24 protein-coding genes are annotated in these 20,565 nt (G+C 69.7%); 18 read left to right on the top strand and 6 right to left on the bottom strand.

The features are described 5' to 3' along the window. Positions 1–28: 28 nt before the first annotated feature. Positions 29–229 carry a dodecin gene (locus ACYQZ5_RS01920; protein ID WP_379731987.1) on the bottom strand — a complete coding sequence of 67 codons (201 nt, stop codon included), beginning with the start codon at positions 227–229 and terminating at the stop codon, positions 29–31. A 103-nt stretch (positions 230–332) separates the two neighbouring features. On the opposite strand from ACYQZ5_RS01920, the gene ACYQZ5_RS01915 reads away from it, so the two are divergent. After that, positions 333–683 carry a DUF5518 domain-containing protein gene (locus ACYQZ5_RS01915; RefSeq protein WP_379731986.1) on the top strand — a complete coding sequence of 117 codons (351 nt, stop codon included), beginning with the start codon at positions 333–335 and terminating at the stop codon, positions 681–683. Between the two features lie 89 nt (positions 684–772). On the opposite strand, the gene ACYQZ5_RS01910 is transcribed toward ACYQZ5_RS01915, so the two are convergent. Both ACYQZ5_RS01910 and ACYQZ5_RS01905 read right to left on the bottom strand, forming a co-directional pair. After that, entirely contained in the window at positions 773–1,039 is a 267-nt protein-coding gene (locus tag ACYQZ5_RS01910; protein ID WP_379731984.1) for an elongation factor 1-beta, read from the bottom strand. A 1-nt stretch (position 1,040) separates the two neighbouring features. Further along, a complete protein-coding gene (locus tag ACYQZ5_RS01905; protein ID WP_053949012.1) occupies positions 1,041–1,220 on the bottom strand; it encodes an HVO_2753 family zinc finger protein in 180 nt (59 codons plus the stop codon). An 88-nt stretch (positions 1,221–1,308) separates the two neighbouring features. Between ACYQZ5_RS01905 and ACYQZ5_RS01900 the strand changes: the two genes are divergently transcribed. Together ACYQZ5_RS01900 and ACYQZ5_RS01895 are read left to right on the top strand one after the other, a co-directional pair. Next, the gene (locus tag ACYQZ5_RS01900; RefSeq protein ID WP_379731982.1) at positions 1,309–1,950 is read left to right on the top strand and encodes a hypothetical protein; all 642 of its coding nucleotides are present in this window, start codon (positions 1,309–1,311) and stop codon (positions 1,948–1,950) included. Continuing rightward, on the top strand, positions 1,947–2,609 hold the full coding sequence (locus ACYQZ5_RS01895) for a DUF2238 domain-containing protein (protein ID WP_379731981.1): 663 nt from the start codon (positions 1,947–1,949) through the stop codon (positions 2,607–2,609). Before ACYQZ5_RS01900 ends, ACYQZ5_RS01895 begins: the two co-directional genes overlap by 4 nt. Before the next feature lie 48 nt (positions 2,610–2,657). Here the strand turns inward: ACYQZ5_RS01895 and ACYQZ5_RS01890 are convergent, their stop codons facing one another. After that, positions 2,658–3,137, bottom strand: a complete 480-nt coding sequence (locus tag ACYQZ5_RS01890; RefSeq protein WP_379731979.1) for a 50S ribosomal protein L11 — start codon at positions 3,135–3,137, stop codon at positions 2,658–2,660. A 96-nt stretch (positions 3,138–3,233) separates the two neighbouring features. Between ACYQZ5_RS01890 and ACYQZ5_RS01885 the strand changes: the two genes are divergently transcribed. The 5 genes from ACYQZ5_RS01885 to ACYQZ5_RS01865 all read left to right on the top strand — a co-directional run bounded on the left by ACYQZ5_RS01885 (position 3,234) and on the right by ACYQZ5_RS01865 (position 6,596). After that, positions 3,234–3,620: a fluoride efflux transporter FluC gene (locus ACYQZ5_RS01885; protein WP_459844943.1), complete on the top strand. Its 387-nt coding sequence runs from the start codon at positions 3,234–3,236 to the stop codon at positions 3,618–3,620. Then, complete coding sequence (crcB, locus tag ACYQZ5_RS01880) at positions 3,617–3,973, top strand: fluoride efflux transporter CrcB (RefSeq protein ID WP_379817881.1); 357 nt, start codon at positions 3,617–3,619, stop codon at positions 3,971–3,973. The genes ACYQZ5_RS01885 and crcB overlap by 4 nt, the downstream gene beginning before the upstream one ends. Positions 3,974–4,114: 141 nt before the next feature. After that, positions 4,115–5,254, top strand: coding sequence for an Hsp70 family protein (locus ACYQZ5_RS01875; RefSeq protein ID WP_379817883.1), 1,140 nt, complete (start codon positions 4,115–4,117; stop codon positions 5,252–5,254). Continuing rightward, complete coding sequence (locus ACYQZ5_RS01870; RefSeq protein WP_379732432.1) at positions 5,251–6,360, top strand: hypothetical protein; 1,110 nt, start codon at positions 5,251–5,253, stop codon at positions 6,358–6,360. Before ACYQZ5_RS01875 ends, ACYQZ5_RS01870 begins: the two co-directional genes overlap by 4 nt. 56 nt (positions 6,361–6,416) lie before the next feature. Beyond that, positions 6,417–6,596, top strand: coding sequence for a hypothetical protein (locus ACYQZ5_RS01865; RefSeq protein WP_379817885.1), 180 nt, complete (start codon positions 6,417–6,419; stop codon positions 6,594–6,596). 6 nt (positions 6,597–6,602) lie between these two features. Here the strand turns inward: ACYQZ5_RS01865 and ACYQZ5_RS01860 are convergent, their stop codons facing one another. Continuing rightward, positions 6,603–7,667, bottom strand: coding sequence for a M20/M25/M40 family metallo-hydrolase (locus ACYQZ5_RS01860; RefSeq protein ID WP_379817887.1), 1,065 nt, complete (start codon positions 7,665–7,667; stop codon positions 6,603–6,605). Positions 7,668–7,780: 113 nt separating this feature from the next. Between ACYQZ5_RS01860 and ACYQZ5_RS01855 the strand changes: the two genes are divergently transcribed. The 3 genes from ACYQZ5_RS01855 to ACYQZ5_RS01845 are packed head-to-tail and all read left to right on the top strand — an operon-like array spanning position 7,781 to position 9,991. Next, positions 7,781–8,473 carry a DUF8071 domain-containing protein gene (locus tag ACYQZ5_RS01855; protein WP_459844939.1) on the top strand — a complete coding sequence of 231 codons (693 nt, stop codon included), beginning with the start codon at positions 7,781–7,783 and terminating at the stop codon, positions 8,471–8,473. 54 nt (positions 8,474–8,527) lie between these two features. Next, positions 8,528–8,992, top strand: a complete 465-nt coding sequence (locus ACYQZ5_RS01850) for a hypothetical protein (protein WP_379817889.1) — start codon at positions 8,528–8,530, stop codon at positions 8,990–8,992. Positions 8,993–9,028: 36 nt separating this feature from the next. Beyond that, positions 9,029–9,991 carry a zinc-dependent metalloprotease gene (locus ACYQZ5_RS01845; protein WP_379731849.1) on the top strand — a complete coding sequence of 321 codons (963 nt, stop codon included), beginning with the start codon at positions 9,029–9,031 and terminating at the stop codon, positions 9,989–9,991. On the opposite strand, the gene ACYQZ5_RS01840 is transcribed toward ACYQZ5_RS01845, so the two are convergent. Continuing rightward, complete coding sequence (locus ACYQZ5_RS01840; protein WP_379731847.1) at positions 9,992–10,219, bottom strand: hypothetical protein; 228 nt, start codon at positions 10,217–10,219, stop codon at positions 9,992–9,994. It abuts the gene before it with no gap. Between the two features lie 151 nt (positions 10,220–10,370). On the opposite strand from ACYQZ5_RS01840, the gene ACYQZ5_RS01835 reads away from it, so the two are divergent. The 7 genes from ACYQZ5_RS01835 to ACYQZ5_RS01805 all read left to right on the top strand — a co-directional run bounded on the left by ACYQZ5_RS01835 (position 10,371) and on the right by ACYQZ5_RS01805 (position 20,564). After that, the gene (locus tag ACYQZ5_RS01835) at positions 10,371–11,183 is read left to right on the top strand and encodes an AAC(3) family N-acetyltransferase (protein ID WP_379731845.1); all 813 of its coding nucleotides are present in this window, start codon (positions 10,371–10,373) and stop codon (positions 11,181–11,183) included. 68 nt (positions 11,184–11,251) lie between these two features. Continuing rightward, the gene (locus ACYQZ5_RS01830; protein WP_459844936.1) at positions 11,252–14,014 is read left to right on the top strand and encodes an AAA domain-containing protein; all 2,763 of its coding nucleotides are present in this window, start codon (positions 11,252–11,254) and stop codon (positions 14,012–14,014) included. Between the two features lie 136 nt (positions 14,015–14,150). After that, positions 14,151–15,335: a tubulin/FtsZ family protein gene (locus ACYQZ5_RS01825; protein WP_379732483.1), complete on the top strand. Its 1,185-nt coding sequence runs from the start codon at positions 14,151–14,153 to the stop codon at positions 15,333–15,335. Between the two features lie 13 nt (positions 15,336–15,348). Continuing rightward, complete coding sequence (cofC, locus tag ACYQZ5_RS01820) at positions 15,349–15,963, top strand: 2-phospho-L-lactate guanylyltransferase (RefSeq protein ID WP_379817893.1); 615 nt, start codon at positions 15,349–15,351, stop codon at positions 15,961–15,963. Positions 15,964–16,069: 106 nt separating this feature from the next. Further along, positions 16,070–18,385: a nitric-oxide reductase large subunit gene (locus tag ACYQZ5_RS01815; RefSeq protein WP_379732040.1), complete on the top strand. Its 2,316-nt coding sequence runs from the start codon at positions 16,070–16,072 to the stop codon at positions 18,383–18,385. Between the two features lie 73 nt (positions 18,386–18,458). After that, positions 18,459–19,625, top strand: coding sequence for a 7,8-didemethyl-8-hydroxy-5-deazariboflavin synthase subunit CofG (gene cofG / locus ACYQZ5_RS01810; RefSeq protein ID WP_459844933.1), 1,167 nt, complete (start codon positions 18,459–18,461; stop codon positions 19,623–19,625). A gap of 66 nt (positions 19,626–19,691) precedes the next feature. Beyond that, positions 19,692–20,564: a mechanosensitive ion channel family protein gene (locus tag ACYQZ5_RS01805; protein ID WP_379817897.1), complete on the top strand. Its 873-nt coding sequence runs from the start codon at positions 19,692–19,694 to the stop codon at positions 20,562–20,564. The last annotated feature ends 1 nt before the right edge of the window (position 20,565 follow it).

Here is a 20,565-nt window from a genome sequence, read left to right as displayed (position 1 = left end):
GCAAGAACTCGTCGGACCGCGGGGGCGTTCAGCCCTGGAGTTCGAACGCGACCTCGACCTCGGCCTGATACTCCCGGTCGTCGACGCTGGCGAGCTCGACGCCGAGCTCCTTTACCTCGGCCCACTTCACGTTGTCCAGCGTGTCCTCCGCGCGGTCGATCGCGGCGTCCGCGGCGTCGTCGAAGCTCTCGCTGCTCGATCCGATCAGGGTGATCTTCTTGTGAACCATCACGTCACTGTTCGGCGAGCGGACACATAAACGGGGCGGCCGTCGGGCCGGCGTCGTCGTCGGACCCCCGACGGTTTTCCACCGGTCGCCCGAACCCCCACCTATGGCGACCGACAACACCTACGTCAACGCGGTGGTGGGGGCGGCAGTCACGGTGTGTCTCTCCTTCCTCGGCGTCTCGGCGCTGCTGGGCGGCGCGACCGCGGGCTATCTCGAACGCCGGGACGGCGGTCGCGTCGGCGCACTCGCGGGGCTGTTCGCCGCGATCCCGATGGCGGGGGCGGTGCTGCTGTTCGGCGGCTTCCTCTTCGCCTTCCTCGGTTTCGGCGACGCGTTCGCCGGCGGGATCGCGATCCTGCTGCTCGTCGTCCTGTTCGTCGCCGTCTCGACAATCGCCCTCTCGACGGTCGGCGGCGTGCTCGGCGTCTACCTCGCCGAGGAGTTCCGGGACTGAGCCGCCGCTGCTCGGTCCGAAGAAATTAGCGACCGAACGGGAGCAGCGCCGCTGGCGGATCGTGAACCGGCGGAGAAACGTCGGTAGCCTTAGAGGCGGCCGACCGACTCGACGTTGATGCTCTCGACGCCCTCGACGTCGCGGAACGCCTCCTCGACGGCCTCGGTGCCACCGGCGTCGTCGGGGACGACGACCGTCGGGAGCAGCGCGGTCAGGCCAAAGGCCACGTCGTCGCGCTGGAAGCCGCGGATCTCCGCGCCCTCCGGCAGCGCGTCCTCGAGACGGTCCTCGAGATCGTCGAGATCAATCTCGGGGTTCTCCGGCATCACCTTGATCTTGGCGGCGACGTCACCCATTTTACGGCCCCCTGAACCCGCAGTCCGGGCACTCGTAGAGGTTGCTCTGCTTCCGGCACTTCGCACACCGGAAGATGACGGTGCCACAGTCGGGGCACTTGAACCGGGCCGCGTTCGTCCCCGTGACGGAGATGCCACAGGAGACACAGGATCGCTCCCCAGTCGTTTCTGCTTCGCTCATGTCCGGAAAGGCGGGCGCGCGACGTTTAACCGTTACCTTCCCCGGCCGAGGGGCGAAACGTTTTGCCCGAGCCACCGGACCTGTCTCTATGGACAGTACAGGACTGGGACTGCTGGAGGGGGAGCGCAGGAACGCGCTGCTCGCGTGGGTGATCCTCGCCTTCCTCCTGCTCGCGGCGACGGTCGAGCTGGCCACGGGTGCGGTCGTCTGGGCCGGGTTCGTGTTCGTGATGGTCGGGCTCGCCGTCGTCCCGGCGGCCGCCGCCCGGGACTGGCAGGCGATGCTGCCGTGGGAGCTGCTCGGGCTGGCGTCGCTACCGGTGGCCGGGCGGGTGTTCGTCGCGGGGCGCTCGATCGGCGAGGTGACGCTCACCGGGCGGGTGATGACGTTCGTCGCCGTCGCCGCGGTCGCACTGATCATCGCCGTGTTGCTGGGCCAGTTCACGCAGGTCCGGATGAACGACGCGTTCGCGGTGGTGTTCGTCGCCGTCACGACCACCGCGGCCGCGGGAATCTGGGCGGTCGCACAGTGGCTCTCGGACATCTATCTCGCGACGAGCTTCCTCGACCGGCCCCACGCCGAGGAGGCGCTGATGTGGGACTTCACCGCGGCGACGCTGGCGGGCGTGCTGTCGGGGCTGCTGTTCACCTACTACTTCCGACGACGCGCGAACGGACGGCGCGGCGGTTCGGGCGGCGAACGGGCGGCCGAGGGGGGTGAGCGGCTGTGAAGCTCCGCGATCGCATCGGGCTGAGCGACCGCCAGCAGCGGATAGTCACTCAAGTGATGCAGTACGGCCTGTTCGGCATGATCACGGTCGGCTTCTACGAGGGCAGCGTCGGCGTGATGGTCAACGCCGGCGTGGGGTTCGTGATTACCTACGTCCCGGCGCTGCTGGAGCGGGACTACGACATCAACCTCGATCCGGCGCTGGTGCTCTGGATCACGCTCGCGGTGTTCCTCCACGGGTTCGGGACGGTCGGTCTCCCGGGCGCCGAGGCCCACCCGTACCGTTCGATCTGGTGGTGGGACCACATGACGCACACGTTCTCCGCCAGCCTCGTCGCCGGCGCGGGCTACGTCACGGTGCGGGCGCTCGACGAACACACCGACGCGGTTCGGTTCCCGCCGCAGTTCACCTTCGTGTTCATCCTGCTGTTCACGATGTCGTTCGGGGTGTTCTGGGAGGTGATCGAGTTCGCCATCGCGCTGATCGCCGAGGCGACGGGCGCGCCGTCGGTGCTCACCCAATACGGGCTGGAGGACACGATGAAGGACCTGCTGTTCGACACGCTGGGCGGCATCGTCGTCGGGATCTGGGGGACGGCCTACCTCACCGGCCTCACCGAGATCCTGACCGAACGGCTCGGTCCCGGCGGGAGCGAGTAGGCGGCGCCGCCGCTATTTGGACGGGAGAACCGCAAGAAAGCGCGCAGATCAGGCTTCGGCGAACTGCTCGTCGTAGTCGCCGGCGTCGATGCGCTCCTTGAACGTCCGTGCGTCCTCGCCCTCGATGGTGACGCCCAGCGAGACACACGTCCCGGCGACCTCCTTGGCCGCGTTCTTGGTGTCGTAGGCGAGCAGGTCAGAGGACTTCTGCTCGGCGATCTTCCGGAGCTGATCCGCGCTCAGGTCGGCGACGAAATCCTCCTGAGGCTTGCCGGAGCCGGTGTCGAAGCCGGCCTCGTCCTTGATGAGCTCCGCGGTCGGCGGGACGCCCACCTCGATGGTGAACGAGCCGTCGTCCTCGTACTCGATCGTGACGGGGACCTCCATCCCGTCGAACGCGTCGGTCTCCTCGTTGATCTCCTGCACGACCGCCTGCACGTCGACGGGTGTCGGACCCAGCTCGGGGCCGAGCGGCGGGCCAGGGTCGGCCTCGCCGCCCGCGACGAGCACTTCGATGGTTCCAGCCATACCCGAAACGTGCCCGGCGGCGCGTAAAACGGTTTCTTTCCTGCCTCGGCCCGGAGCGACAGCGGTTTGCCCCTCGGTGCCGCAGCGTCGGAGGTAATGGTCTCCCGCGCCCGCACGCTCGGACTCGTCGCGGGCGGCGGCGCCGCCGGCGCGGTCACGCGCTGGCTGCTCGCCGTCGCGCTCCCGGCGCTGGCCGGCACGCTCGCGGCCAACGTCCTCGGCGCGTTCGCGCTGGGCGCCGTCGTCGCGGCGGACGCGACCGGCCGCCTCCCGGCCGCGACGCGGGCCGCAGTCGCGACGGGGTTTCTCTCCTCCTTCACGACTTACTCGACGTTCGCCGTCGAGTCGGCGACGGCCGGCTCGCACGCTCTCCTGATCGGAAACGTCGTCGCGACCTACGTGTTGGGGTTCGCGGCCGCCGGGGTCGGCCTCGCGCTCGGACGGCGGATCGTCGACCGCGCGGACGGGGGTGAGACAGCGTGAGCCTCCCCGCGCCGCTGCTCGTCGGTCTCGGCGGTGCCCTCGGCGCGACGCTGCGGTACGCAGTCGGGTGTGCGCTGGCGGACGCCGACGCGCCGTTCCCGGCGGCGACGCTCGCGGTCAACGCGCTTGGCACGTTCGCGCTCGGCCTGCTCACGTTCGCCGGTGCGGGAGAGACGGCAGTGCTGCTGTTCGGAACGGGCGTCTGCGGCGCGTTCACGACGTTCTCCTCGTTCTCGGTCGAGACGGTCCGGGCGTGGGAGTCGGGGCGGCGCGGGCTCGCGGCCGGCTACGCGCTCGGGACGCTGCTGCTCGCGGGCGCGGCGCTCGTTGCCGCGTGGCTGCTCGTCGGGTAGCTCGGAGCGGTCCCGTCCCCGCGACCTAACTGACAACTTATTGATTTATCGGCGACGCCCCGTGGCGAATCCGCGGTGTTCAGGGCGTGAGCAATTTGCTCGGGAGGTGACCTATTGGTTTCTACCCATGTACGATCGGGCATGGGACTGTTCAGTCGAGATACCGGTCCGACGCCGACGGCCGCGGGGATGGCGTTCGAGTTCGTCGCGCTCCGCGCCGCGACCGCGTCGGTCGACGACGACTTCGACGACGTTCGACAGTACGCCGGGGGCGAGCCCGTCCCGTTGACGCGGGGCGACGGGGCGAACCCCGACCTGTCGACCGGGTTCGAGGCGGTGATCGAGGGGCTGTTGTTCGACACGCCCGCGGTTGACGTCGAGGACACCCCGGTCGGAGTCGACGTGTCGATCCAGGACGACTTCGACGGGATCGTCGACGCGCTGGCGGGCGAACTGGCCGCCGAACACGAGCAGTGGGACGGCGAGACGGTCGTCGCGGTTCCGGGGCGGTACGTCGACGACGCCGCGAAGCGGCTAGCCCGGCGTGCCGGCGGGTCGCGGGTGGAGCCGGTCAGCCTCGTCCGGACCGACGTGGCGTCCGCGGTCGCCCGCGGGCTGGAGCACGCTCACGGGCGATACCCTCCGGAGCCACACCCGGTCGCGGTCGCCGAGATCGGGCTGTTCGACACCACGACCGCGATCGTGGAGGTCAACGCCGCCGAGGACCGGGTCCGGGTGCAGGACCGGGTCACGGTCGACGGCGGCTCCCAGCTGGTCGACAACATCTTCGCCGAAGAGACCCTCGCCACGGCGCTCGACGTCGACGAGGACGACGTCCCGATCGAGCTGTGGGCGCAGCTCCTCCCGACGGTTCGGGAGGTGCGTGCGGGACTCACCGGGCGAGAGACGGACAAGCTCGCCACCGTCGAGCTCGCGGACACCCAGATCGACGTGCCGGTGTTCGCCGACGCCGTCGAGCGGGAGGTCACCGAGCTCGTCGAGCAGACGGCCCACAACGTGATAACGATGATCGACGACTCCGGCTATCGCTTCGAAGAGATCGGCGCCGTCTGCCTGACCGGGCTCGGCGTCCGGACGCCCGGCGGCGACGCCTACGAGGAGGGCGTTCGCAGCCACCTCGCCGACGAACTGGCCCCGGGCTGGGTCGTCGAGCACCTCAAAACCGGCTCGCGGTACGCCCCCGAGCGGGGCGCGGCACTGATCGCACAGCGGGAACTGGACGATTCGACCGACGCCTTCGACGTGTACGACGACCAATGAGCACTGACCAGACCACGGACGACGGCGGAGCACCGGACGACGACGGGATCGACATCGCCTTCGAGGCGGGGGGAGGCCTCTCCGACGAGGCGGTCGCCGAGGAGATGATCGCGGAGTTCAGCGAGAGCTGGAAGGTCGTCGACGACCTCGACGGGGAGGCTGAGATCCAGAACTTCGAGGAGTGGGACGTCCACAAGAACATCGTCCGCGACCTCGAAGTGACCGAGGACGTCGAGGAACTGGTCGTGCCGCCGAGTAAGGCGCCCTCGGAGGGTGGGGAGTACGTGCGTGCCGCCGAGCGCTACGAGGCGGCGCCGGCGGAGTTCGAGGAGAAGACGGTCGATTTCGTCGACTTCGGCGGCGCGAGGGTCGAGACCTGTACCACCTGCAGCGGGTCCGGCGACGTGACCTGCCCGAAGTGTTCGGGCACGAGGAAGATGAGCTGTCCCACCTGTTCGGGCAGCGGGCGCGAGAGCTGTTCGGCCTGTTCGGGCAGCGGGACGCTCCGGTGTCAGACCTGTGGCGGGAACGGCAGCGTCGGCAGCGGCGACGACGCCAGACAGTGCCGGGACTGCGGCGGCGCCGGGAAGCTGACGTGTCGTGACTGCAACGGCTCCGGCGACTTCCGGTGTTCGAACTGCGGCGGCTCGACGGAGGTCGTCTGTGACCGCTGTGGCGGCAGCGCGACCGTCACCTGTAGCACGTGCGAGGGTGAGCGCGAGGTGTACCGCACGACCCAAGGGACGCTGGAGTTCGAGCCCGACGAGGGGTACAACCTCGACGACGACCGCGGCGCGAAGTTCCGGTGGTTCCGCCACAAGACCGGCGACCGTGTCGACATCGAGACGGTCGCCGACGGCGTCCCCGCCGACCCCGACGACGACGAGCCGACGGTGTACCGTGAGGAGGTAGAGACGCGGGCCATCCGGACCCGGAAGGTGAGCTACGAGTACGACGGCGACAGCTACGAGCTGTTCGACGTGGGCGGGAGCCTCCACGCCGACTCCTACCCGAAGTCCGCGGCCCGGAAGGTCGTCCCGTTCGTCGCGCTGGCGCTGGTGATCGCCCTCGCCGCGGGCGGCTACTACTACTTCGCGGTGATGTAGCGCCGGAGGGTCCCCGGGGACAAACGTTCTTGGACTGCCCGAACCAAGGGGACCGTATGAACCGGGACGGGACGATCCGCGTGGTGTTGGGCCTCCTGATCGTGTTTGGCGGCGCCGGCATCGTCGTCGCCGCCGCGACCGGTGGCGGCACTCACGTCAGCGCGGCCGCCGCCGCCGTCTGTCTGCTGAGCGCTGCCGCGATGGCGTCCACGAGACGGCCCGGATCGACGGAGTGAGCGGCGTCAGATCCGGACTTCGAACGGCGCGTGCTCGCCGGCGCGCTCGGCCATGGCGGCACAGAGATCGGCCACGGCGTCCAGATCCGCCACGTCCACGACCTCGACCGGCGTGTGCATGTAGCGGTTCGGGATGCCGACGTTCAGCGACGGCACGCCGCCCTTCTGGGTGAACACGCCGTCTGCGTCGGTACCGGTACGGCTCCCGGCGGCCTGTAGCTGGTAGTCCACGTCCTCGTCGTCGCCGGACTCGCGGGCCAGTTCCACGAGGTTCGGGTGGTTCGTGCTCCCCCGACCCACGACCGGCCCCTCACCGAGCTCGACGGGGCCGCGCGCGCTGCCGGCCACGTCGGGGTTGTCGGTCGCGTGGGTCACGTCGACGGCGACGTAGGCGTCCGGGTCAACGTCGAAGCCGACCATCCGGGCGCCGTTCAGGCCGACTTCCTCCTGCACCGTCGAGACGGCGTAGACGGTCGCGTCGGCGCCGGCCTCGGCCGCGCGGCGGAGCGCCTCGGCAGCGATCCACGTCCCGGCGCGGTTGTCCACGCCGCGGGCCGCGATGCGACCGTTCGCCAGCTCCTCGACCTCCGAGGAGAACGTCACCGGGTCGCCGATCGACACGAGCTCCTCGGCGTCGTCGTCGTCCTCGGCGCCCACGTCGACGAACTGCTCGCTGATGTCCTCGTACTCCTCGTCGCCCTGCCGCAGGTGGATCGCGGTCTGTCCGATCACGCCCTGTACAGGCCCGTCGTCGGCGTGGACCGTGACGTGCTGGCCCTTCGACACCGTGCGGTCCGAGCCGCCCACGCGGCTGATCCGGAGGAACCCATCGTCGAGGATGTCCCGGACGATGAACCCGATCTCGTCGGCGTGGCCGCCCACGGCGAACTCGGTGTCGACGGCCGAGTCGCCCTCGTGGACCGCGACCGCGTTCCCGTACGGGCCGGTCTCGACGCGGTCGGCGAACTGGGAGACGTAGTCGACCCAGACTCGCTGGCCGCGCGTCTCGAACCCGGAGGGGCTCGGCGTCGTGAGCAGTTCGTCGAGGAACGCCCGCTGGCTGTCGTCCATGGCCCGACCGTCGGCGCCGAACCAAATGAGTCCGACGGTGGGGGACGCCCCCGCCGGTTGGGCGACGGTCACGCTCGCCAACAACTAAGGCAGAGTGCCCCGAACCGGGGAGTATGCGCCCCGATCGACCGTCCCTCCAGTCGGTCACCGACACGGCCGTCTCTACGCTGGCGTTGCTCGTACAACGGCTGCTCGACGCCGCCGTCACGACGTACCGCTTCCTCCGGCGACTGCTCCGCCGCGTGCTCCGCCGCAGCCGCGAGCTGTGGAGCCGCGGGCGGCGGCGCGCCGGCGAACTGCTCTCCGGCCCCGCAAAGCGGTTCGTGACCGGGCCGCTCCGGGCGGTCCTGCTCGGGCGCCGGACCGACCTCTCGCTGCTCGTCGTGCTGGCGAGCCCGGCGCTCGCGCTCGCCGTCGCGTGGTGGGTCGGGTCGGCGGTCGGCTACGAGTCCGTCGTCGCCTCCGTTCGCGGGACGTGGCTCGGCACCGACCCCTCGCTCTCGGTGTTCGGTGCCGTCGGCGCGCTGCTCCTGCTCGCCGCGGTCAGCGCGGCCGCCAACTCCGGCATCCTGCCGACGGTGCTGCTCGTCAGCGCCCCGGTCTTCGGCGCCGGCGTCACCCGCTACGGCACGAGCGTCACGTACAGGTGGGGCGCCGAGGTCGCCTCCCTCCCGAGCGCGGTCTGGACGGCGGCCGGCCTCGCGCTCGCGTTCGGCGTCCCCATCGCCGTCGGGGGGTTCCTCCTCGGGTCGTTCGCCCGCCGCGCGGGGACGACGCTGCGCGGTCGCGTGGCCGGGGACGACTGAGCGCCCGCCCGCGCCTCGGGAGGGTTTATGCCGTCACCGGCCGAACGGACGTGTATGTCCGACAAACAGTTCACGCTCCTCGAACTCCACGTCCACGACGGCCTCCAGTTCGGTCCGCGCAGCCTCGGCTCCGACGACACGGCGGCCGACGACGCGACCCGCGAGTCGGCGGCCGAGGCGGTCGAGGCGTCGGGCGACGGGTCAGGGTCGAGCGTGTTCGGCCCGCTGCTGGGGCTGGGCGTCCTCGCCGCGCTGGCCTACGCCGTCCGGAAGCTGCTCTCGGGCGTCGATCCCGAGGGACTGGACGCGCTGGACGACATCGAGGAAGAGGTCCAAGACGCCACCGACGATCTCGAGTCCGACGAGGACTCGGTCCCGATCGAGATCACCAGCCCCGACGAGGAGACGGACGGCAACCTCGCACGCCTGCTCGCCGGCGCCGCCGTGTTGCTGGTGCTGTTCGTACTCGGCGCGAAGAAGCTCCTGAGCGGGAGCGAGGAGATCGTCGTCGAGGACTGAACGAGGGTTTTTGCCCGCCGCCCCCCGAGTGGGGGTATGGATCTCTTCCGCAGCGTCGGCGCCGTGGCTTCGGCCTCCGGCGACGGCGTCGTCGACTGGGCGGCCGTCTCCGAGGCCGCCAAATCCGGGACCGACCCCGGCTCCCTCGACCTCTCGGCGGCCGACCGCGAGGGGTACGCGACCGACGTTCGCGACGCCCGGGACCGCATCCGCGAGGTCGGCGGCGTCGAGTTCGACGTGCCCGAGACGGTGTCGCTCCAGAACCGCCACCACTGGATCGACGCCAACGTCGACACGTTCCGGCGGCTGATCGAGCCGATGGCCGACGAGTTCGACCAGCCGCTGTTCCCCGGCGCCTCCCGCGTCGTCAACACGGGCTCGATGTCGTTCTCGCTGGCGTTCCTCGGGCGGCACGTGCTCGGCCAGTACGACCCCCTCCTGCTGGCTGAGGCTGATGGTGGTCCGACCCACGAACTCTACTTCGTCCACCCGAACATCGAGCGCACCGCCAGAGAACTGAACGTCGACTTCCCGCGGTTCCGGCGCTGGATCGCGTTCCACGAAGTGACCCACGCCGCGGAGTTCGGCGCCGCGGAGTGGCTGCCGGAGTATCTCGAGTCGCGGATGCGTGACACCGTCACCGAACTCGCCGCCGGCGGGCTGAACCGCGAGGCGTTCTCGGAACTCGATGCCGCGATGACCGCCGTCGAGGGGTACGCCGAACTGCTGATGGACCGGGCGTTCGACGAGGAGTACGACGACCTGCGCCGGAAGATCGACGCCCGGCGGGGCGGCGGCGGACCCGTCGATCAGCTGATCCGGCGGCTGCTCGGGCTCGGTCTCAAGCGCCGGCAGTACGAGCGCGGCGCGGACTTTTTCACCGCCGTCGCCGACGCCGAAGGGCTGGAGACGGCCGGCAGAGTGTGGGACCGCCCGGAGAACCTCCCGACGGACGCGGAACTCGACGCCCCCGAGCGCTGGCTCGCCCGGATCGAGTAGCTACCACTCCCGTTCTGACACGTCCGGCGTGTCGGGCATCACTTGCCGGAGGTTCCGGACGACGAACCACGTCACGACGGCGCCGACGGCGAGCCCGGCGACCCCCGCGAGCAGCGCGAACCGGATCCCGGCGCCGGCCTGAATCGACACGAACACGCCGGAGAGACCGATGAGCAGCACGAAGCCGGCCTGCAGCGTCAGCGAGCCGTTGTTCCAGTCACCGCCCATCGCAGAGCCTCCCGTTCATGGCTCGAGAGAGGGCGTTCGAGGGCTTGAACGCGGCGGTTGCGCCGCCGCGGAGATCGTCAAGCGTGGCGGGTTCCCCTGTCGACCGCTCCAGCCCACAAGACACCTATACCCCGCACTCGCCCCCGAACGTATGGGCGAACACGCAGCCGTCGCCGCCGTCGACGACCCCGTGACGGTCGATCGAATCGCCGCCGACCTCCGCGAACTGGGCGTCGAGGCGGGCGATACCCTCCTCGTACACACCTCGCTCTCCGAACTCGGCTGGGTCGCCGGCGGACCGCAGGCCGTCGTCGACGCGCTCCAGCGCGTCGTGACCGCGGACGGCACGATCGTGATGCCGACCCACTCGACGCAGTACAGCGATCCGTCAGTCTGGATGAACCCCCCAGTTCCGGACGACTGGATCCCGCAGATCCGCGAGTCGATACCGCCGTTCCGGCCCGAAGTCACACCGAGTCGCGGCATGGGCGCGGTCGCGGAGTGCTTCCGCGACTACCCGAACGCCGTCCGGAGCCGCCACCCGCTGTACTCCTTCGCGGCGTGGGGCGCCGACGCCGAAGATATCGTCGCGGACCACAGCTTCGAGAACGCGATGGGCGAGGAGTCGCCGCTCGCGCGGGTGTACGACCGCGACGGCTCGGTGCTGCTGCTCGGAACCGACCACGCGTCGAACACGTCGCTGCATCTCGCGGAGTACCGCGCCGACCTCGACGCCGGACGCGTGACCGAGACCGCGCCCGTCCTGCGGGACGGGGAGCGGACGATGGTCGAGTGGACCGACATCGAGCACGAGAGCGGCGACTTCCTCGTGGCCGGGTCGACGTTCGAGGGCCAACGTCCCGAGTCAGTCGAGACGGGCGAGGTCGGGGCGGGGACGGCGACGCTCGTCGATCAGCCGGCGCTGGTCGACTTCGCCGCCGAGTGGATGGCCGACCACCGCTGAGCCGGGACAGCCGGCCGAAGACCCGGCCGACCGACACCGTTTACCTCCGGGACCCACTCCATCCCACAATGCGAATCAGAGGCCCCATCGTCGACGTTGGCGATCAGCGGACCGCCGGCGGGGCCGACCTCGTCGAACTCACGATCCGGCCCGAGCGCGGCGCCGCCGACCCGACAACGGTGACGCTGTGGAACAAGTGGGCGGAGACCGCCGACTACGCCGAGGAAGGGATGGAACTGCTGGTCACTGATGCCGAGGAGTCGGAGTTCCGCGGCGAGACCACCTACGAGACGACGCCCGACTCGTGGGTCGTGCTCGAACCCGAGTTCCTCGTCGACGTGACCGCCGTGCGGTCGTGGGTGCAGTGCCCGCGGATGTACTACCTGAACAAGCTCTCCGGCGTTCCCCTCAAGTACCCCGTCGTGAAGGGGACCGTCGTCCACGAGGTGTTCGGCGACCTGCTCCGCGGGCGCGACCTCGACGACGCGATCGACCACCGCGTCGCGGAGGCCGGCCTCGAACTCGGCGCGCTCGGCTACGACCGCGAGGAGGTCGAGAACGAGGTCCGCAGGAACGCCGCCGCCGTCGAGGGGTGGCTCGAACAGGGCACCCTCACCGAGGAAGACACGTGGCGATCGGAGTACACGCTGATCTCGCCGACGTTCGGGCTGAAGGGGCGGGCCGACGCCCTGCGCCGCGGGATGCCGGTCGAACTCAAGACGGGGAAGAACACCAAGCGCGAGCCGCGCTTCCAGGACAAGATGCAGGCGGCCTGCTACGCGCTGATGCTCGAAGAGCAGGGCGTCGAAGCGGACACGGGCACGCTGCTCTACACGAAGAACACCGCGCTCGAACGCAGCGAGGAGACGGGCGACCTCGCGCCGGCGAAGGAGTTCTCCGTCGGGCCGGGGCTGTTGAAGTTCGTCGTCCGCACCCGGAACGAACTGGCGGCGATGGAGTTCGACGCCTCGGTCCCGACGGGGTTCGAGGCCGACGCGAACTGCCAGTACTGCTTCGAGCAGGACACCTGCATGGTCGTCTCCGGCCGGCTGGATCAGGAGTCCAAGGCGGGGCAGATCGGCCAGCCCCTGCCCCCCGAGGAACGTGCGTACTTCGAGGGGTTCTACCAAGCCATCGAGGCCGAGCGCCGCGAGGTCCACGCCGAGTACCGCAAGCTCTGGGAGCAGGACGCCGAGGAGCGAGCCGACGACGACCGCGCGCTGCTCGACCTCGAACCGCTCGATCGGGAGGAGCTTCCCGGCGGGCGCTGGCGCCTGCGGGCCCGCAAGCCCGACGACGCCGTCTCGAAGCTCCGGGAGGGCGACGTGGCGCTGGCCAGTGACGGCGATCCCGTCGAGGGGCACGCCGAACTCTGTCGAATCCAGAGCCTCGGCACGGGGAAAGCCGGCGCCGAGATTGTCGTCGAGGCCGACGAGCCGGTCGACGTGCGCCGGCTCGACGTGTACCCCTCCGAACTCTCGGTCGACCGGATGCTGACCGCGCTCCACGACGGCGTGCTGAAGGGCGACCCCGACCGGAAGGACGTGCTGTTCGGCCGCCGTGAGCCCGAGTTCTCGGGGCCTGAACGCGAGTACATCGACAACAACGAGGCGCAGAACGACGCCGTCAACCTCGCGACCCGCGCCGAGGACTTCGCGCTGGTCCACGGCCCGCCCGGTACGGGGAAGACGTACACCATCGCCCAGACGGTGAAGGCGCTGATCGAGGACGGCGACCGCGTACTGCTCTCGGCCTTTACCAACCGCGCGGTCGACAACGCGCTCGAAGCGGTCCGGGAGACGGGCGTCGACGACGACGAGATCGTCCGCGTCGGCACCGAGTCCGGCATCCGCGAGGACATGACCGACCTCCACCTCGAGGAGGCCGGCGATCCGGGCGAGCGCATCTCCGAGTTGAAGGAGGCGTCGCTGGTCGCCGCGACGACGGCCTCCTGCGGCTCGCGGGTGATGCGCGAGGAGGCGTTCGACGTGGCGCTGGTCGACGAGGCGTCCCAGCTCACCGAGCCAGCGACGCTCGCGGCGATCAACCTCGCCGAGCGGTTCGTGCTCGTCGGCGACCACGAGCAACTCCCCCCGGTCGTGCAGGCCGAGGGCGGCGACGCGTGGCACCGGGGGTTCGGGACGGCGGAGGCCGACGGCGGGACCGCCACAGAGGGCGGAAATATCGAGGCCGACGACAACCGCGCGCCGCGGCTCGACCTCTCGACCTCGCTGTTCGAGCGACTCCACGAACTCGCGCCCGAGGCGTCGGTGCTGCTGGACCGCCAGTACCGGATGGCCCAGCGCATCCAGGCGTTCCCCTCCCGTGAGTTCTACGACGGCGCGCTCCGGCCCGCCACCCGCGAGGTGGCTGCACAGCAGATCTCGGACCTCCCGGGCGTCGACGCGGACGCGCTGCCGCCGGAACTGCGCGACCCCGTCGCGTTCGTCGATCCTGACGGGGCACGCGAGGGGAACACCAACCCCGCGGAGGCCGACCGCGTCGCAGAGATCGTCGAGCAGTTCGTCGCCGCGGGCGTCGACGAGGACGACATCGGCGTGATCGCGCCGTTCCGGGCGCAGGTCGCCGAGATCTCCCGCCGGGTCGACGCCACCGTCGACACCGTCGACCGGTTCCAGGGGTCGAGCGAGGAGGTGATAATCGTCTCTTTCGTCGCGACGGGCGAGCTCTCGGGACCGATCTACGACGACCCGCGCCGCATGAACGTCGCGCTCACGCGGGCGAAGAAGTCGCTCGTGCTCGTCGGCGACGCCGGCGCGCTCGGCTCCGAGCCGTTCTACGAGCGGATGCTCGAGTGGGCGCGGCGGTAAAAAGTCAACTATCGAATGAGAACCCTCAATCCCGGGGTAGTTGGTCCGTGATTTCGCGAGTCAGCGTGGGGCTGGCCCACAAGCCTTTTGTTCGGGTTCCACGTCACTCCCGATTAACGATGAGGGGAGCGCACGCATGAAGCTGGCAATGATCGGGTTCGGTCAGGCCGGCGGGAAGATCGTCGACAAGTTCGTCGGCTACGACGCCGAGCACGGCTCGAACATCGTTCGGGCCGCCGTCGCCGTCAACACGGCCAAGGCCGACCTGATGGGGCTGGACAACATCCCGGAGGACCAACGGGTGCTCATCGGGCAGTCCCGGGTGAAAGGTCACGGCGTCGGCGCCGACAACGAACTCGGCGCCGAGATCGCCGAGGAGGACATGGACGAGGTGCAGGGCGCCATCGACTCCATCCCGGTCCACGAGGTCGACGCGTTCCTCGTGGTCGCCGGCCTCGGCGGCGGGACGGGCAGCGGCGGCGCGCCCGTCATCTCCAAGCACCTGAAGCGGATATACACCGAGCCTGTCTACGGGCTGGGGATCCTGCCGGGTTCGGACGAGGGGGGTATCTACACCCTCAACGCCGCGCGCTCGTTCCAGACGTTCGTCCGTGAGGTGGACAACCTCATGGTGTTCGACAACGACGCGTGGCGGAAGACCGGCGAGTCCGTCCAGGGCGGCTACGACCAGATCAACGAGGAGATCGTCCAGCGCTTCGGCCTGCTGTTCGGCGCTGGCGAGGTCGAACAGGGCGGCGAGGTCGCCGAGAGCGTCGTCGACTCCTCGGAGATCATCAACACGCTCTCCGGCGGCGGCGTCTCCACCGTCGGCTACGCGAGCGAGGAGGTCGAGAACGCCAGCGGCGGCAACGGCGGCCTGCTCTCGCGGCTCACCGGCGGCGAGGAGGAGGACGAACTCGACACCGCCCACACGACCAACCGGATCACCAGCCTCGTCCGGAAGGCGGCGCTCGGGCGGCTCACGCTGCCCTGCGAGATCGAGGGCGCCGAGCGCGCGCTGCTGGTGATGGCCGGCCCGCCGAAGTACCTCAACCGCAAGGGCATCGAGCGCGGGCGGAAGTGGCTCGAGGAGCAGACCGGCTCGATGGAGGTCCGCGGCGGCGACTACCCGGTTCCGAGCGCGAACTTCGTCGCCAGCGTGATCCTGCTGTCGGGCGTGAACAACGTCCCGCGGATCAAGGAGCTCCAGCAGGTCGCGATCGAGGCCCAGGAGAACATCGAGGACATCCAGGAGGAGAGCGAGGAGAACCTCGACGAGCTCGTCAACGACGACGACGACGAACTCGAGTCGCTGTTCTGAGCGCGCGCCCCTCGTGCACGTCGTCGTTCCCTTCGCTGCCGACCGGCCGAAGACCCGTCTCGCCGACACGCTCGACACCGACGAGCGACGCGAGTTCGCCGACGCGATGCTCCGCGACGTGCTCGCGGCGCTCGACGCGGTCCCGCGATCGCTGGAGGTGACGGTGCTCTCGACGGGGCCTGTCGACGGTGTCGACGCCGCGATCGAGATCGACGAGCGACCGCTCACTCCCGCCGTGAACGACCGCCTCGGGACGGCGCCGACGGCGGTGGTGATGGCCGACCTCGCGCTCGCGACGCCCGACGCGCTCACAGAGCTGTTCGCCGCCGAGGCCGACCTCGCGATCGCCGCCGGGCTCGGCGGCGGCACGAACGCCTTCCTCGCCCGCGACTCGGCGTTCCGCGTCGACTACCACGGCGCCTCCTACCGCGACCACCTCGCGATCGCCCGCGAGGAAGGCCTCTCGGTTCGGGAGGTCGACTCGCGGCTGCTCGCGGTCGACATCGACGAGCCTGCAGATCTGGCGGAACTGTTGCTCCACGGCGACGGCGCGGCGCGGGACTGGCTGGTCGACGCGGGGTTCGAACTCTCGGTCGGCGGCGGGCGGGTCGAGGTGGTCCGGGAGTGAGTTCGCGAACCGCGTAACGCGTCGCCGTACAGGAGTGTAACGACGGGATTCCCACGGACTGACGCCCGGAACCAGTTAGAAGTGGGTTCCGCTTCGACGGTGACCCATGCAGGTGTCACGACAGACGCTCGCGCGAGCACTCGTCGTCGTCTTCGTGATCAATCTGGTCGTGATGTCGGGTGGGGCCTTTCTCGCGTACCAGCAGTCCCCCGACCGGCCCGACCAGTTCGTCGGTCCCGACGGCGACGTCGTGACCACCGACGAACAGATCACCGAGGGGAAGGCGGTGTTCCAGCGGAACGGGCTGATGAACCAAGGGTCGATCCTGGGCAACGGCGCGTACTTCGACTCCGACTACACGGCCGACGCGCTGGACCGCATGACCCGGCACATGCGGGAGTACGTCGCCCGGGAGCGGTACGGGACTGAATACGCAGAGCTCGACGCGTCCGAGCGGGCCGTCGTGGACGACGCCGTCAAGCGACAGATCGAGAACGGCGAGTTCGGCGACACCGTCGAACTGACCGCCGCCGAGGCGTACGCGTTCCGGCAGGTCCGCGCGGAGTACGTCGACCGCTACCACGACGGCTCCCGCGAACACGGGATCCCGTCGAACTTCGTCGGAAGCGAGGCCGAGGCCGAACGCTTCGCCGACTTCGCGCTCTGGACCGCCTGGTTCTCCGCGGTCGACCGCCCGGGCGGGGAGATCTCCTACACCAACGAGTGGCCGTACAACGAGGCCGCCGGCAACACCCCGCCGGTGTCCGCGATGACCTGGAGCGTCGTCGCGATGATCATTCTCGTCGCCGGCGCGGGCATCGGCATCTGGCTCTACCGCGCGCTCGAACTGCCCGAACCGGAGGCCGACGGGCTGGACGTGCCGCCGCCCGAGGAGACCAACATGTACCCCAGCCAGTTCGCGGCCGCGCGGTTCATCCCGGTCGCCGCCCTGCTGTTCCTCGCGCAGGTGCTGCTGGGCGGGATGATGGCCCACTACTACATCGAGCGCGGCGGCTTCTACGGCATCGCCGACGCGCTCGGGGTGAACGTCCTCTACCTGATCCCGTTCTCGATCACCAAGGCGTGGCACATCGACCTCGCGGTGCTGTGGATCACCACGCTGTGGATCGGGATCGGCCTGTTCCTCCCGGCGCTGTTCACCGGGCAGGAGCCGGACGGACAGAAATCGCTGGTCAACGTCCTGCTTGGGGCGCTGTTCGTCGTGGTCGTCGGCGGGTTCGCGGGCATCTGGCTCGGCTCCCACGGCTACTTCGACGGGGACCTCTGGTGGATCGTCGGCAACGAGGGACTGGAGTACCTCGAGATCGGCCGGCTCTGGCAGGTCGGCCTCCTGCTCGGCTTCGCGCTCTGGACGTTCATCGTCGCCCGCGGGTTCAAGCCGCTGCTGGACCGGGAGTCCCGATACGGGCTGGCCCACCTGATCCTCTACGCCGGCGCCTCCATCGGCCTGCTGTTCACGGCGAGCATGCTGTACACGCCGACGACGTCGATGGTGGTGACGGAGTTCTGGCGCTGGTGGGTCGTCCACATGTGGGTCGAGGGCGTGTTCGAGTTCTTCATCGTCGCCGTCATCGGCCTCACGCTGGTGTCGATGAACCTCCTCTCGCGGGCCAGCGCCGAGAAGGCCGTGATGGTCGAGGCGCTGCTGGTGATGGGGTCGGGGATCATCGGCGTCTCCCACCACTACTGGTGGATCGGGCTGCCGGAGTACTGGGTCCCCATCGGCAGCGTGTTCTCCACGCTGGAGTTCATCCCGCTGGTGTTCATCCTCTTCGAGGCCACCGAGGAGTACCGCACCTACGCCACCTCCGGCGAGGAGTTCCACTACACGCTGCCGTTCATGTTCATCGTCGCCTCCGGCGTCTGGAACTTCGTCGGCGCCGGCGTGCTCGGCTTCTTCATCAACCTCCCGCTGGTGAACTACTACGAGCACGGTACGTTCCTCACCGTCGCCCACGCCCACGCGGCGATGTTCGGCGCCTTCGGCTTCCTCGCGCTGGGGATGGCGACGTACATGCTCCGGTTCACTACGAAGCCCGGGAAGTGGGACCCGACGAACCTGAAGCGTGCGTTCTGGCTGTGGAACATCGGCCTCGCGTGGATGGTGCTGATCGGCGACGTGCCGGTCGGCTTCCTCCAGCTCGAGACGGTGTTCACGCAGGGGTACGACGCCGGGCGCTCGCTGGCGTTCTACAGCCGTGACATCATTCAGACGCTGTTCTGGGCGCGGCTGCCGGGTGACCTCCTGCTCATCGGCGGCACGGGGCTGTTCTGCTACGACGTGCTGAAAAAGCGGCTCGTCAAGCGCGAGCAGGTCGCCGACGTGACCGGCGGCACGCCGATCTCGCGGCGCATCTTCGGCGGGGACGACGAACCGGACCGGGAGCCACGCGACGACTGACGCCGGTCGGTCCTCACGCCGCGGCTCCCCTCTTCTGGAAACCTTCATACCCGTCGCCCCGCCACCTCCGGGCGTGATCCCGGGCGCCGACGAGTACGATATCGACGTGTCGATCAGCGACGACGAGATCGACCGCCTGCTCGACGTGACGCCCGACGACGTTGAGGCCGCCGACGCGCTGACGTTCTCCCGGAACGTGTTCATCCCGCTCACCACGGCCTGCCGCTACACCTGCACCTACTGCACGTACTACGACGTGCCGGGCGAGGCCGACCTCATGTCGCCCGCGGAGATCCGCGAGGAGTGCCGCATCGGCGCCGACGCGGGCTGTACGGAGGCGCTGTTCACGTTCGGCGACGACCCCGACGACCGCTACACCGCGATCCACGACCGACTGGCCGAGTGGGGCCACGACTCGATCCACGAGTACCTCCGCGAGGCCTGCGAGATCGCGCTGGAGGAGGGGCTGCTCCCCCACGCTAACCCCGGCGACCAGAGCCGCGAGCAGATGGCCGAGGTCGCCGACGTGAACGCCTCGATGGGCGTGATGCTGGAGACGACCGCGGACGTGCGCGCCCACTCGGGCGGGCGACGCAAGACGCCCGGCCAGCGGCTCAACACGATCAAGAACGCCGGCGAACTGGGCGTCCCGTTCACCACGGGCATCCTCGTCGGTATCGGCGAGGACTGGCGTGACCGCGCCGAGAGCCTGCTCGCGATCAGAGAACTCCACGAGCGCTACGACCACGTGCAGGAGGTGATCGTTCAGAACGTCGTCCCGAACGAGCGATCCGACTTCGAAAAGCCCGACCTCGGGACGATGCGGCGGACGGTCGCGATGGCCCGCGCCGCGCTCCCCGAAGAAATCTCGGTGCAGGTGCCGCCGAACCTCTCGCCGGCCCGCGACCTGCTCGACTGCGGCGTCGACGACCTCGGCGGCGTCTCGCCGATCACGGACGACTACATCAACCCCGACTACGAGTGGCCCGCACTGCGCGAACTGGGTGATATCGCCGACGGCGCGGGTGTCCCGTTGTACGAACGACTCCCCACGTACGACCGCTACCTCCCGGCAGATTTGCGTAGAGAGGGGTTCGACGGACGCCCCGCCGACCCGCCCGCGAACGGCGGCGAGTGGCTGCCGGCGCCGGTCCGGGAGCGCGTCGCCGACGACGACGTACACGGCCGCCGGTTCCGGGCGGTCGCTCGCCGAGAGGGGCCGCTCTCGACCCCGGAGTAGTATCGCTCGCTCACCGCGCGATCCGAGGCCAGTAGCTCTTTGCGACGGGCGCTCGTGCCGTCGCGTATGCAGACACTCACCGCGCTGCAGTTCGGGCTGAGCGGCGAGCTGTTCGGCGTCTCGCTGTCGGCGCTGGCCGGCCGGGCGCTGGCGTTCGTCGCCGGCTTCCTCGTCACGATGCTGATCGGTCGTCTCCTCCTGATACCGCTGCTGCTCCGCGTGTTGCGGGCCCGCGGCTTCACCGAGGCGCTGCGCGGGCTGACCAAGAGTGCCGCCAACGCGCTGGTGCTGTTCGCCGCGGTCGCGGTCGCGTTCATGGCCGCCGGCTTCCCCAGCTTCCTCACCGCCGCGGCGACGCTGTCGGGCGCGCTCGCGCTCGCGCTCGGCTTCGCCGCGCAGGACCTCGTCGGCAACTTCGTCGCCGGCGTGTTCATCATCAAGGACAAGCCGTTCGAGGTGGGCGACTGGATCGAGTGGGACGGCAACGCGGGCCGCGTCGAGGAGATCGATCTCCGGGTGTCGACGGTCCGGACGTTCGACAACGAGCGCATCACCGTCCCGAACGGCGACCTCGCGAACAACGCGATCACCAACCCCGTCGCCTACGAGAAGCTCCGACAGAAGTTCGTGTTCGGCATCGGCTACGACGACGACATCGAACTCGCCCGCGAGGTGATCGTCGACGAAATCAGCGCGGTCGACGGCGTACTCACGGACCCGGAAGTCACCACCCGCGTGACGGAACTCGGCGACTCCGCGGTCGGCATCCAGGCGCGGTTCTGGATCGACGACCCCGACCGCGGCGACTACGTCGCGGTCCGCAGCGAGGCGGTCCAGGCGGTGAAGGAGCGCTTCGACGACGAGGGGATCGACATGCCGTACGTCTACCGCCAGCTCACCGGCGAGATCGACGTGACCCAGCACGCCGCCGAGGCCTAGT

The organism is Halolamina salina (assembly GCF_054653455.1).
The sequence above is the reverse complement of the archived record's forward strand: the minus strand, read 5'-3'. Positions and strand labels throughout refer to the sequence as shown.

Coding starts and splice junctions, on each gene's coding strand:
- ACYQZ5_RS01920 (WP_379731987.1), bottom strand. CDS start 229: ATGGTTCACAAGAAGATCACCCTGATCGGATCGAGCAGCGAGAGCTTC.
- ACYQZ5_RS01915 (WP_379731986.1), top strand. CDS start 333: ATGGCGACCGACAACACCTACGTCAACGCGGTGGTGGGGGCGGCAGTC.
- ACYQZ5_RS01910 (WP_379731984.1), bottom strand. CDS start 1,039: ATGGGTGACGTCGCCGCCAAGATCAAGGTGATGCCGGAGAACCCCGAG.
- ACYQZ5_RS01905 (WP_053949012.1), bottom strand. CDS start 1,220: ATGAGCGAAGCAGAAACGACTGGGGAGCGATCCTGTGTCTCCTGTGGC.
- ACYQZ5_RS01900 (WP_379731982.1), top strand. CDS start 1,309: ATGGACAGTACAGGACTGGGACTGCTGGAGGGGGAGCGCAGGAACGCG.
- ACYQZ5_RS01890 (WP_379731979.1), bottom strand. CDS start 3,137: ATGGCTGGAACCATCGAAGTGCTCGTCGCGGGCGGCGAGGCCGACCCT.
- ACYQZ5_RS01885 (WP_459844943.1), top strand. CDS start 3,234: ATGGTCTCCCGCGCCCGCACGCTCGGACTCGTCGCGGGCGGCGGCGCC.
- ACYQZ5_RS01875 (WP_379817883.1), top strand. CDS start 4,115: ATGGGACTGTTCAGTCGAGATACCGGTCCGACGCCGACGGCCGCGGGG.
- ACYQZ5_RS01870 (WP_379732432.1), top strand. CDS start 5,251: ATGAGCACTGACCAGACCACGGACGACGGCGGAGCACCGGACGACGAC.
- ACYQZ5_RS01865 (WP_379817885.1), top strand. CDS start 6,417: ATGAACCGGGACGGGACGATCCGCGTGGTGTTGGGCCTCCTGATCGTG.
- ACYQZ5_RS01860 (WP_379817887.1), bottom strand. CDS start 7,667: ATGGACGACAGCCAGCGGGCGTTCCTCGACGAACTGCTCACGACGCCG.
- ACYQZ5_RS01855 (WP_459844939.1), top strand. CDS start 7,781: ATGCGCCCCGATCGACCGTCCCTCCAGTCGGTCACCGACACGGCCGTC.
- ACYQZ5_RS01850 (WP_379817889.1), top strand. CDS start 8,528: ATGTCCGACAAACAGTTCACGCTCCTCGAACTCCACGTCCACGACGGC.
- ACYQZ5_RS01845 (WP_379731849.1), top strand. CDS start 9,029: ATGGATCTCTTCCGCAGCGTCGGCGCCGTGGCTTCGGCCTCCGGCGAC.
- ACYQZ5_RS01840 (WP_379731847.1), bottom strand. CDS start 10,219: ATGGGCGGTGACTGGAACAACGGCTCGCTGACGCTGCAGGCCGGCTTC.
- ACYQZ5_RS01835 (WP_379731845.1), top strand. CDS start 10,371: ATGGGCGAACACGCAGCCGTCGCCGCCGTCGACGACCCCGTGACGGTC.
- ACYQZ5_RS01830 (WP_459844936.1), top strand. CDS start 11,252: ATGCGAATCAGAGGCCCCATCGTCGACGTTGGCGATCAGCGGACCGCC.
- ACYQZ5_RS01825 (WP_379732483.1), top strand. CDS start 14,151: ATGAAGCTGGCAATGATCGGGTTCGGTCAGGCCGGCGGGAAGATCGTC.
- ACYQZ5_RS01815 (WP_379732040.1), top strand. CDS start 16,070: ATGCAGGTGTCACGACAGACGCTCGCGCGAGCACTCGTCGTCGTCTTC.
- ACYQZ5_RS01805 (WP_379817897.1), top strand. CDS start 19,692: ATGCAGACACTCACCGCGCTGCAGTTCGGGCTGAGCGGCGAGCTGTTC.